Below are 11,345 nucleotides of genomic sequence, written 5' to 3'. Positions count from 1 at the left end.
GGACGGTATGACCGCTGACGAGACCGGCCGGGGCGAACCCGAGCCGCGGCAGGATCTAGTGCAGCGCTCGGCACCGTTCCTGCCCGCCGGCAGCGAGATCCGGCAGGTGTTCATCTGCCAGAGCGCGCCGAACTTCTGGTTCTTCGTCATCACTTATCTCACCGGCCTGACGATGTTCTGGAACAAGTACCGATGCTTGGCGGTCACCCGGAACGCCATCTACGTGTTGGACAGCAGCAAGCTGTCCGGCGGCGCCAGTCCACAGCGTCTGGCGGGCACGATGCCACGCCATACCCGACTTGGTCCGGTCTCCGGCCGATGGGGACAGGTGAACCTACTCGGCGAGCGTCATTGGGTCCACAAACGCTTCCACGACCAGATCGCCGCCGCAGACCGGGAGACCGGCTTCGCCCCATAGGCCACCTTGGACGGCGACCTGCTGTCATGGTCTGATGCGGCCGACGCGAGCTGCCGTGTCGACGGTCATGTATTTGGCTCTGCCCGCAGTTCCGTGAAGGCTCGCGACTGCCAGGTCAGATGGAGTTCTCGCGAATCAGCTCGATCCAGACCGGCTGAGGATCCTCAGCCGCGACTGCATGGTCGAGGCGTCGTGCGGCGTCCACGACAAGCTCCACGCATGCGTAGAGACGGTCGTAGTGGCGGACATGGTCCGCTTCTGAAGCCGTGTATGCAGGTTCCTCGACCTTCCGGAGGAGCTGGATCGCCGCGCTCCAGCGCCAGGCAGTCTCGACGTACTGGGCAACCGAGGAGCTCAAGAAGGAGACCGCTGGCTTGTGCAGGCCTGCATGGTATGGCCGGAGGACCTCTGGGATGTCGTCGACGGTGATCGGTGCGGGGCGAAGACCCAGGACACGGCCATCGCCGGGAACCACGCCGACGACGAAGCTGTCCTCGCTGGGCCCCCAGAATCCCAGGTCGTAGAGCTGCTGGCCGTCCTTGACCAGCCGGCGCTCGTGCTCGCCCGCCACGTTTGGCACTAGGACGGGATCCGGTCCGGCCTGCGGCCTGGGCGTGAAGAGCGGCAGTTGCGGCAGGCCCCACTTGCTCAGGGCAATCCGGTCGCCCTGGGGGATGTCCCACTCGTGAGCCACCCCGATGAACACTGGCCGATCCTCAGTGGTGACCAACCGCGCCAGCGGCTGCGGCAGCATGAACCGCAGTTCGTCCTCTACCGCCGCCCGCTTGTCTCCGTGCTCGTTCCTCACAAACTGCAGCATCTCCTGGCGCGCCAGCTCAACTCAAGATCGTTCACGAAATCGCGGTCAGAGCCAGGTATTTCCCCATCGCGAGCGTCAGCTTCCCCGCCCAGACGTTCGACCCGTCGTCACACCATCGTGGTCGTTTCTCGACTGACCAGGAGGGTGAGGCTAGGTCGGCTGGTCAGCCCCAGTCGGATGCCGACTGGTCGACTCGGCCGCCCTTGTGGGGTGTGGGGATGTAGTCGCGAGCACCGCCGGGCAGGGCGGCGACACACGCCGCCGAGCAGGCGCTGACCAGCAGGGGCAGTACGTCAGTGGCCACGCGCAGTGAGATCCACACCTGATGGAGTCCGCTCTGTTCGATCGGGCGGTCGCAGACACTGCAGCTGTGGATGGCAGTGGATCCCCGGCGCCGGGGATCCAGGTCTCCCGGATCGAGGTCCGTGACGGAGTCCGGGGAAGGCTGTAGCTGCGGGAACGGCGGTCGCAGCTTGTAGTTGCCGAACAACGCGCGCGTGCTCACCGTGCTGCGGGTCAGCTTCCGGCATCGGGTGATCTCGTAGGGGAACCAGTGCAGCCGGTAGGAGGTGTAGGGGGTGAACTCCTCCAGACTGGTCATGGCCCCGATCTCGGGCGGGATCCGGACCAGATTGCTGCCGTAGAGCACGAGGTGTCTGACCGCCGTCAGCTGGGCGATGCTCGGTGGCAGGGTGATGATCTGCCGCCGCTCTTCCGGGCTGAGCTCGGTCAGGGGGCGGAACTCTTCGCGCCCGTCGGCGGCGGCCTCGTCGATCAGCTCCAGCAGGTGGCGCCAGCCCGGAGCTGACGTGTCCTGCCGCTCAGCGTGAAATCCGACTCGGGCTCGCGGATGCGGCCTGGCCTGGTCGAAGCACGAGCACGCGTCCTGGCGGGGCCGCCGCTCCGGGGCCGGGTCCGATGTGTCGCCCCAGCGGTTCAGATTGAGCCTCGGCTCTGCCTCGTCCGTCATGGCGCCAAGATACGGAGGCCGCCCGAGGCCGTCTCAGGGTTATCGGGCGGGAGCACAGACGGCATCCATCGCCACGCTCGAACGTTTGGCCGGGGAACCTGACACTGCTGATGGGGAATTACGTGGAGTTCCACACTGCCGCGAGCACCGGATTCCGCATCGCCCGCAGCGGACCACGATTGGACTGGCTCACCGAATTCGCCGCCCGCCTGGCGGAGTTGCTCACCGAACGCCCGTAGGTCGTGATCTCGGTGGTGGGGGCTGGTGCGGGAATGGCTGCGGCCGCCGGTGATCATCGGTGTGTGAAGACAGAAGATCAGACAGTGGCCGCAGGTCGCAGCATGGACCCTGCCCGCGGCAGGAGACGTTCGAGGTCCTGATGAGCCGTATCGCGGGACGGTTCGTCCGGGTGGAACCACGGCGGCGGGCGCGGGCGTTCGTGCTCGGCTTGTTGTCGGACCTGCCGCGCAAGAACTGCCGGACGCTCGCCGAGCATTGCCGGGGACGCGACCCCGTACGGTCTGCAGCATCTGCTGTCGGGGGCCAAGTGGGACGCCGACGCAGTACGCGACGACATCCGTGGATTCGTCGTCGAGCAACTGCACGACGACACGGCAGTCCTGGTCGTCGACGAGACCGTGATCTCAAGAAGGGCGCCGCCACAGTGGGCGTGCAGCGCCAGTACACCGGCACCGCCGGACGCATCGAGAACAGCCAAGTCGCTGTCTATCTCGCCTACTCCACCAGGCGGGCCATCCGGCGATCGACCCGGAGCTGTACGTTCCGCGCTCCTGGACCGAGGATACGGCCCGCTGCCGGGCCGCCGGGATGCCCGACACCGTCGGCTTCACGACGAAACCCGCACTCGCCGCCCGCATGATCGGCCGCGCACTGGACGCCGGTGTTCCCGCTTCCTGGGTCGCCGGCGATGAGGTCTACGGAGGCAATCCGCACCTGCGAACCGAGCTGGAGAGACGCGAGATCGGCTACGTACTCGCCGTCGCCCGCGACCACCAGATCACCACCCGCGCGGGCAAGCTCCGCGCTGACGCCTGACGCGAGCGGCGGTGGGACCCCTCGGCCGTCGCTGGTCACTGGTCACTGGTCACTGGTCACTGGCAGCGAAATACAGCAACTCCAGTGACCGTCCCAGCCCGGCAACATCCGCGAAAGGCCGTAGCGCGGCCGGTATGACCGTTCGTGACGGTTCTACATAGAGCTACGGATCAGAAGGCGCCATGCCCGATACGGCGGGAATCCGCGGGAAGCGCCGGGCAGGGCTGTGGCGAGCCTCAGCTTGAGGGCGCGCGCTCGGGGCTGTCTCCGGGCCGTGCGAGGTCAACCAAGGCTGACCCGCAATGACAGAAGCCCACAGCATCTGAACTGATCGGAGCTGTGGGCTTCTTCGGCGTCGCTGGTCAGCTGAACCGGTGATCAGTACACCGGCTGGTGAGATCGCGCGGAAGGCTCAGGCGTGCGTCTGTTCGTCGGTGACCTGGCGACGGCCACCGTACGAGGTGACCAGTGCGTCAGCGACGGCCACCGCGTCTGCGTCGGCTACGTCCGCCGGATACTCCGGCAGGAGGTCGTCCCAGACGGGCATCCACGACCCATACAGCTGGGCCTGCCCCTCGGGCCGAGCGCAGAACCAGATGTGCAGGTGCGCAGCTCCGTCCCCGATCCGGTAGACGTGGGCTCGGGAGACATGCGGTAGTGCCTGAACATGGCGGACGATGTGAGTGGTGAGCACCCCGAGTTCGGCGGCCATTTCATCGGGCAGATCCGCCATGTCGTAGTGGTCTCGGGAGAACAGCATCAGCACCAAAGGCACGCCGACACCCGTGATCCTGGCCAGTCGCCAGCGTTCGTTGAACCAGACGCCTTCGTCTCGGGCGCGGCACGGGTCGCAGTTCGCCGGATCCTCGCCGTGCCGTTCCGGCTCGGGCAGGGTGGGCGGACGCAGCGGCGCGACGCGAAGTCCTTCAGGTTCGAACGGGCTTATCTCCCAGCTGGTCATCCGCGCCAACGGAAGCCGAAGCTCACCGTCCGCGGCCGCGCGTGCGTGGTCGTAGAACTCATCAGGTCGTAAGGCCATGACCGGAGACTAACGTGGCCCACGGGCGCCCTGTCCATGCCGGACGCGTGCCGGATCGTGCGGGGAGCCACGAGGGAACAGCGAGGAAGACGAGCGTGAGGACGAAGCAGATCAGGCTCACTGCCGTTGCAAGGCGCGGGACCTCGTGCGTGCGACGGAGGGGCTTCCACGTTGATCGTGGACACCGGTTGTCATGCAGCGATGGCCAGCGTAGTTGATCTCTTTTCGAAGGCGACCGGCACGAAATAGCCGATCGTGGAGTGCCTGCGCCAGTGGTTGTAGAAGCCGAGCCGGCGGAAGACCGTAAGCCGGGGGCCGGCTCGACGAACGAGCCGGCGCCACCGCGTCGGCCCGGAACTCCGCCGAGCACTTGTAGGTCCCCCTCGGGACTCCCTCCCTGGATTCAAGATCCAGTGTCGAGGTGTCCACGATCAAGGTGGAAGGCCACATCGCGTCTCCCCCGACAGGGCGACCCTCAGTATTCGGCCCCGCCCTCGACAAGTCGCCGCAGTGAGGGAAGCAGGGCGTCGATGTCCTGCCCGGTGCGGAAGGCGACGACCGTGGTGCCGGCTCCGCTCGTCGGCGAGCCGGCCGTCGGGAAGAGCGCGAGCACATCACGCATCGCCTCGTCCACCTCGCCGACCGGATCCGTGGTCTCCCCACGGAGCCAGCGGCGGAGCACGTGGTTGTGGGCCGCGACCACCGCGGCCGACATGAGTTCGGCCCTGAGTGACGCCGACTTGGCCTCGTCGCCCATCCAGTCCCCGATGAACTCACGGAACAGTCGCTGGTAGCGCGCCACACTGGCGATCTCGCGGTCGCGGAGGGCGGCCACCTTGCTGGTGAGCACGTACCGCCGGCGCGCGAGATCGCCCTCGTCGAGGTAGTGCAGCAGCACCAGGCGGACCGCGTCGGAGACGGCGACCAGGGCGGTGCTGTGACTCGAGGTCGCCAGCCTGTCCCTGATCAGGTCGAGGAGCCGGTCGTGGTCGGGGAAGATCACGTCTTCCTTGGACCGGTAGTGCCGGAAGAACGTCGTACGTCCCAGCCCGGCGCGTTCGGCGATGTCGTCGACGGTCGTCTGCTCGTATCCGCGCTCGTCGAAGAGCGCGAAGGCGGAGTCTGCGAGTCGGGACCGCGCGGATGGCTTGCTCATGATCGCCCATCTTTCCCCGTCTCGGCCTTCGGAGGCCACTTGCCTTCCTGAATGGTACTGCGTACCGTCGATCAGAGATTGAGTACCGAGGAGGTGCAGTGTGAGTTCCGTGGCCCGTGCCGGGCGACCTGCCAGTACAGCCGCTCCACGGCGGCTCGGCGCCGACGGAGCGGCACCGGCAACGTCCTGCCGCCGATGCGTGAAGCGCTGAGACTGCGGGCCACGGGCGGCGAGGTCTCCCCTGCCCTGCGCGACGTCCGGGGTGTGCACGTCCCCCTCGAAACCTTCTGACGAACGGGAAACATCACGCGTCATGAACGACATCGACATCCACACCACCGCGGGCAAGCTCGCGGATCTGCAGCGCCGCATCCAGGAAGCGACGCACGCCGGCTCGGAGCGCGCCGTCGAAAAGCAGCACGCCAAAGGCAAGTTGACGGCCCGTGAGCGCATCGAACTGCTGATGGACGACGGTTCCTTCGTCGAGTTCGACGAGTTCGCGCGGCACCGCTCGACCGACTTCGGCCTGGAGCACAACCGCCCCTACGGCGACGGTGTGGTCACCGGCTACGGCACCGTCGACGGCCGCCCGATCGCGGTGTTCTCCCAGGACTTCACCGTGTTCGGCGGCGCCCTCGGCGAGGTCTTCGGCCAGAAGATCATGAAGGCGATGGACTTCGCGCTCAAGACCGGCTGCCCGGTCATCGGCATCAACGACTCCGGCGGCGCCCGGATCCAGGAAGGCGTCAGCGCGCTGGGCATGTACGGCGAGATCTTCCGCCGCAACACCCACGCCTCCGGCGTCATCCCGCAGATCAGCCTGGTCGTCGGCCCGTGCGCGGGCGGCGCGGTCTACTCCCCGGCCATCACCGACTTCACGGTCATGGTCGACCAGACCTCGCACATGTTCATCACCGGCCCCGACGTCATCAAGACGGTCACCGGCGAGGACGTCGGCTTCGAGGAACTCGGCGGCGCCCGCACCCACAACGCCGTCTCCGGCGTCGCCCACCACATGGCGGGCGACGAGAAGGACGCCATCGAGTACGTCAAGCAGCTGCTGTCCTACCTGCCGTCCAACAACCTCAGCGAACCCCCGGTCTTCGCGGAGGAGGCGGACCTCGCCCTCACCGACGAGGACCGCGAGCTGGACACCATCGTGCCGGACAGCGCGAACCAGCCCTACGACATGCACACCGTCATCGAACACGTCCTGGACGACGCCGAGTTCTTCGAGACCCAGGCCCTGTTCGCCCCCAACATCCTCACCGGCTTCGGCCGCGTCGAGGGCCACCCGGTGGGCATCGTCGCCAACCAGCCGATGCAGTTCGCCGGCTGCCTGGACATCGACGCCAGCGAGAAGGCCGCCCGCTTCGTGCGCACCTGCGACGCCTTCAACGTGCCCGTCCTGACCTTCGTCGACGTCCCCGGCTTCCTGCCCGGCGTCGACCAGGAACACACCGGCATCATCCGCCGCGGCGCCAAACTGATCTACGCCTACGCCGAGGCCACCGTCCCGCTGATCACCATCATCACCCGCAAGGCCTTCGGCGGCGCCTACGACGTCATGGGCTCCAAACACCTGGGCGCCGACCTCAACCTCGCCTGGCCCACCGCCCAGATCGCCGTCATGGGCGCCCAGGGCGCCGTCAACATCCTGCACCGCCGCACCATCGCCGCCGCCGAGGACCAGGACGCCACCCGCGCCCGCCTCATCCAGGAGTACGAGGACACCCTCCTCAACCCCTACACCGCGGCCGAACGCGGCTACATCGACGCCGTCGTCATGCCCTCCCAGACCCGCGCCCACGTCGTCCGCGGCCTGCGCCAGCTCCGCACCAAACGGGCATCACTGCCCCCCAAGAAGCACGGAAACATCCCGCTGTGACGGCCACGACGCGTTCGGCCGTGGACCGCGCCCCCGCCACGGCGGCCACACCCGTGGCGAGCCCGCGACTGGTGATCAGGGCCGGCGCTCCCACGCCCGAGGAGCTGGCCGCCCTGGTCGCGGCCCTGGTGGTCAGCCGCCCGGCGGCCGCCGCCCCCGTCGCCCGCCGCCTCGACGGCTGGGCCTCACCCGAACATCGGCTGCGCACTCCGCATTCCCCCGGACCCGACGGCTGGCGAGCCTCGGCGCGTCATCGCTGATCATCCGAACGGAGACACCATGAACACCCCGCATCAGCACGACGAGAACACCCTGGAGCCCGCATGCTGAGGAAGATCCTCATCGCCAACCGTGGCGAAATCGCTGTCCGCGTGGCCCGGGCATGTCGGGACGCCGGGATCGCGAGCGTTGCCGTGTATGCGGAACCGGACCGGGACGCTCTGCATGTCCGTGCGGCGGACGAGGCGTTCGCGCTGGGCGGTGACACTCCGGCCTCCAGTTACCTGGACTTCGCCAAGGTGCTGCAGGCCGCCAAGGACTCGGGCGCGGATGCCATCCATCCGGGCTACGGCTTCCTTTCGGAGAACGCGGACTTCGCCCAGGCCGTCCTCGACGCCGGGCTGATCTGGATCGGCCCGCCGCCGCAGGCGATCCGCGACCTGGGTGACAAGGTCGCCGCCCGGCACATCGCGCAGCGCGCGGGCGCGCCGCTGGTGGCGGGTACCCCGGACCCGGTTGCGGGTGCGGAGGAGGTCGTCGCGTTCGCGGAGCAGCATGGTCTGCCGATCGCGATCAAGGCGGCGTTCGGTGGTGGCGGGCGTGGTCTGAAGGTGGCCCGGACGCTGCAGGAGGTGCCGGAGCTGTACGAGTCGGCGGTGCGTGAGGCGGTCGCGGCGTTCGGGCGCGGTGAGTGCTTCGTGGAGCGCTACCTGGACAAGCCCCGGCATGTGGAGACGCAGTGTCTGGCCGACTCCCACGGCAACGTGGTCGTCGTCTCGACGCGTGACTGTTCGCTGCAGCGGCGCCACCAGAAGCTGGTCGAGGAGGCCCCCGCGCCGTTCCTGTCGCCGGCGCAGGTGGACGAGTTGTACGCGTCGTCCAAGGCGATCCTGAAGGAGGCCGGCTACGTCGGCGCCGGCACGGTGGAGTTCCTGGTCGGCACGGACGGCACGATCTCCTTCCTGGAGGTCAACACCCGTCTGCAGGTCGAGCACCCGGTCACCGAGGAGGTCGCCGGTATCGACCTGGTCCGGGAGATGTTCCGTATCGCCGACGGTGAGGAACTGGGCTACGGCGATCCCGAACTGCGCGGGCACTCCATCGAGTTCCGTATCAACGGCGAGGACCCGGGCCGCGGCTTTCTGCCCGCTCCCGGCACGGTCACCGCGTTCGCGGCGCCGTCCGGCCCCGGGGTGCGTCTGGACGCGGGCGTCGAGTCCGGCTCGGTGATCGGCCCGGCCTGGGACTCGCTGCTCGCCAAGCTGATCGTCACCGGCGCCACCCGCGAGCAGGCCCTGCAGCGGGCCGCCCGCGCGCTGGCGGAGTTCCAGGTCGAGGGCATGGCGACCGCGATCCCCTTCCACCGCGCGGTGGTCACCGACCCGGCGTTCGCCCCCGAGCTGACCGGCTCGAAGGACCCGTTCACGGTCCACACCCGCTGGATCGAGACCGAGTTCGTCAACGAGATCAAGCCGTTCGCCGCCCCGGCCGACACCGACACCGACGACGAGCCCGGCCGCGAGACGGTGGTCGTCGAGGTCGGCGGCAAGCGCCTGGAGGTCTCGCTGCCCGTCTCGCTGGGCATGTCGCTGGCCCGCACCGGTCTGGCCGCCGGCGCCAAGCCCAAGCGCCGGGCCGCCAAGAAGTCCGGCCCGGCCGCCTCCGGCGACACCCTCGCCTCCCCGATGCAGGGCACCATCGTCAAGGTGGCCGTCGAGGAGGGCCAGGAGGTCAAGGAAGGCGACCTGATCGTCGTCCTGGAAGCCATGAAGATGGAACAGCCCCTGAACGCCCACCGCTCCGGCACCGTCAAGGGCCTCAGCGCCGAGGTCGGCGCCTCCGTCACCTCCGGCGCCCCCATCTGCGAGATCAAGGACTGACGAATCCGTGAATCTGAGGAATCCGCGGATCTGACGAATCCACGGGTCCGACGAATCCACGGACCTGTCGAACCCGTGGACCTGCCGAACGCTTCCGCCCGCCCGGAGACCGGGCGGGCGGAGACGTGGCGGCGGAGGACATCGGCGAGACGAGAGGTGCCGCGACCGTCGACGCTCCGCGCCGTGGTCGTACCATCGCGGCTCAGCGCACGCGCCCCCGTGGCTTCAGCGCGACCGGGGGCAGTTCCGGGGCGGGCAGGGGCGCGCCGTCGTAACCCTTGACCTCGCCGAATCGGCCGCCCTCGGCCCAGTCCCGGCGGGCCTGTTCGATGTCCGCCTGGGTGCGCCCGATGAAGTTCCACCACATGATCAGCTCCTCCTCGAACGGCTCGCCGCCCAGGAGCATGAGGCCCGCGTCCGTCGTGGCGCGCAGCGGAAGTTCCGTACGGCCGCAGCCGAGGTAGAGCATGGAGCCCGGGACCACCGGCACGCCGTCGACCTGGGCCTCGCCGGACATCACGAGGACGGCGTACTCGAAGTCGGGCTCCAGCGGCAGGCGGACGTCCGCGCCGCTCGCGAGGGCAAGGTCGGCGCCGACGATCGGCGTGTACGTCGTACCGGGCGAGGCCGTGCCGTCGAGCGTGCCCAGCAGGAGCGTGGCCCGCAGGCCGGGGGCGGTGACGACGGGCAGCTCGGCGTGGTGCTCGAAGTGCGGGTCGGTGTGCCGGTGGCTGTCCGGCAGCGCGACCCAGAGCTGCGCGCCGTGCAGCAGACGGGAGTGCGCGCGGGGGCTCTCCTCGGAATGGCTGATGGCGCGGCCCGAGGTCATGAGGCCGAGTTCGCGCGGGCGGATCGTCTGGAGGCTGCCCGTGGAGTCGCGGTGCAGCACCTCGCCCTCGTGCAGCCAGCTGACGGTCTGCAGGCCCATGTGCGGGTGCGGCGGGACCTGCATGCCGGGCTCGTCGGCGATGTCGTCGGGCCCGTAGTGATCGACGAAGCACCACGCGCCGACCATGCGCCGGCCCAGATTGGGCAGCAGACGGCGGACCTCGGTCGACTCGCCGAGCTTGACCCGGCGAGGGCTGAGGAGTTCGCGCACCGGCTCGGCCACCACGAACCCGCGGCCGCCGCAGGCGGCGGGAACCGCCTCCCGATCAAGATTGCTCATGGCCCACAACCTAGACCCGGCGGGGGCCGCTCGTCAGGCCATCGATACGTCCATCGAGGGGCACTTGGCTCAGAACCGGCGCGGCGCCCCGGGAGTCCGGCCCCCGGGTCCGTACGCCACGACCGGGCCGTTCGGGGGTCGAGGACGAGGTCCGCATATATAGTAGCCATGGACATAGTAACCATGTACTGTTTCTTGCATGAGTACAGCGAAGTCGGTCTCCGAGAACGCGACCCCCGGTTTCCTCGTCTGGCGCCTGTCGATGAAGTGGCGCGTCGCCGTGGACCGGGCGGTGGGCCCGCTGGGCCTGACGCACGCGCAGTACTCGCTGATCGCGTCGCTGTACAGCCTCAACCGGGGCGGGCGGCGGCCCAGTCAGCGCGAGCTGGCCGACCACACCGGACTCGAACCGCTCTACGTCTCGAAGCTGGCCCGCGCCCTGGAGACGGCCGGCCGCCTCGACCGCACCCGGGATCCGGCGGACCCCCGGGCGGTGCGGCTGACCCTCACCGACGACGGGCGCGAGATCGCCCTCCACGCCATCACCGTGGTCCAGGGCCTTCTGGAGCAGCTTCTCGAACCACTGGGCGGCCTCGGCGGCGAACGCACACGGGCGTTCAGCCGCGAGCTGGCCGTCCTGCTCGACGTACCACTCGATCCGCACACCGGAGCAGGGCCGCGTTCCGGCGCGGTTCCACCGTCGTCCGAAGAGTTCTCACCCGAGGAGTAGT

General features: G+C 68.8%; 11 protein-coding genes and 1 pseudogene. 7 read left to right on the top strand and 5 right to left on the bottom strand.

Features of this window, described 5'->3' with window-relative positions; translation table 11 throughout:
* Positions 1-7 precede the first annotated feature (7 nt).
* Positions 8-418 (top strand): hypothetical protein, encoded by a 411-nt coding sequence (locus OG485_RS37465; RefSeq protein ID WP_328673054.1) that lies wholly within the window; start codon positions 8-10, stop codon positions 416-418.
* A 115-nt stretch (positions 419-533) separates the two neighbouring features.
* Here OG485_RS37465 and OG485_RS37460 read toward each other — a convergent pair whose 3' ends face one another.
* Both OG485_RS37460 and OG485_RS37455 read right to left on the bottom strand, forming a co-directional pair.
* Complete coding sequence (locus OG485_RS37460) at positions 534-1,238, bottom strand: SUKH-4 family immunity protein (protein ID WP_328673053.1); 705 nt, start codon at positions 1,236-1,238, stop codon at positions 534-536.
* A 163-nt stretch (positions 1,239-1,401) separates the two neighbouring features.
* A complete protein-coding gene (locus tag OG485_RS37455) occupies positions 1,402-2,208 on the bottom strand; it encodes a leucine-rich repeat domain-containing protein (protein WP_328673050.1) in 807 nt (268 codons plus the stop codon).
* 379 nt (positions 2,209-2,587) lie between these two features.
* Here OG485_RS37455 and OG485_RS37450 point away from each other — a divergent pair.
* Positions 2,588-3,261 (top strand): annotated as a pseudogene (locus tag OG485_RS37450) (IS701 family transposase); the annotation flags it as partial.
* Positions 3,262-3,676: 415 nt separating this feature from the next.
* Here OG485_RS37450 and OG485_RS37445 read toward each other — a convergent pair.
* Together OG485_RS37445 and OG485_RS37440 are read right to left on the bottom strand one after the other, a co-directional pair.
* Positions 3,677-4,303, bottom strand: a complete 627-nt coding sequence (locus tag OG485_RS37445; RefSeq protein WP_328673048.1) for a hypothetical protein — start codon at positions 4,301-4,303, stop codon at positions 3,677-3,679.
* Between the two features lie 475 nt (positions 4,304-4,778).
* Positions 4,779-5,459: a TetR/AcrR family transcriptional regulator gene (locus tag OG485_RS37440; RefSeq protein WP_328673047.1), complete on the bottom strand. Its 681-nt coding sequence runs from the start codon at positions 5,457-5,459 to the stop codon at positions 4,779-4,781.
* Between the two features lie 78 nt (positions 5,460-5,537).
* Between OG485_RS37440 and OG485_RS37435 the strand changes: the two genes are divergently transcribed.
* From OG485_RS37435 to OG485_RS37420, 4 genes are all read left to right on the top strand, one after another.
* A complete protein-coding gene (locus OG485_RS37435) occupies positions 5,538-5,750 on the top strand; it encodes a hypothetical protein (RefSeq protein WP_328674867.1) in 213 nt (70 codons plus the stop codon).
* Between the two features lie 22 nt (positions 5,751-5,772).
* Positions 5,773-7,347: an acyl-CoA carboxylase subunit beta gene (locus OG485_RS37430; protein ID WP_328673045.1), complete on the top strand. Its 1,575-nt coding sequence runs from the start codon at positions 5,773-5,775 to the stop codon at positions 7,345-7,347.
* Complete coding sequence (locus OG485_RS37425; RefSeq protein WP_328673043.1) at positions 7,344-7,607, top strand: acyl-CoA carboxylase epsilon subunit; 264 nt, start codon at positions 7,344-7,346, stop codon at positions 7,605-7,607. Before OG485_RS37430 ends, OG485_RS37425 begins: the two co-directional genes overlap by 4 nt.
* 66 nt (positions 7,608-7,673) lie before the next feature.
* Positions 7,674-9,446 carry an acetyl/propionyl/methylcrotonyl-CoA carboxylase subunit alpha gene (locus OG485_RS37420; protein ID WP_328674798.1) on the top strand — a complete coding sequence of 591 codons (1,773 nt, stop codon included), beginning with the start codon at positions 7,674-7,676 and terminating at the stop codon, positions 9,444-9,446.
* Between the two features lie 202 nt (positions 9,447-9,648).
* Here the strand turns inward: OG485_RS37420 and OG485_RS37415 are convergent, their stop codons facing one another.
* Complete coding sequence (locus OG485_RS37415) at positions 9,649-10,614, bottom strand: pirin family protein (protein ID WP_328673041.1); 966 nt, start codon at positions 10,612-10,614, stop codon at positions 9,649-9,651.
* Between the two features lie 199 nt (positions 10,615-10,813).
* Here OG485_RS37415 and OG485_RS37410 point away from each other — a divergent pair, with 199 nt between their 5' ends.
* Positions 10,814-11,344, top strand: coding sequence for a MarR family winged helix-turn-helix transcriptional regulator (locus tag OG485_RS37410; RefSeq protein ID WP_328673039.1), 531 nt, complete (start codon positions 10,814-10,816; stop codon positions 11,342-11,344).
* Position 11,345: the final 1 nt, after the last annotated feature.

Origin of the sequence: Streptomyces sp. NBC_00328 (genome assembly GCF_036139655.1) — a bacterium.
Classification (GTDB): Bacteria; Actinomycetota; Actinomycetes; order Streptomycetales; family Streptomycetaceae; genus Streptomyces.
The sequence above is the reverse complement of the archived record's forward strand: the minus strand, read 5'-3'. Positions and strand labels throughout refer to the sequence as shown.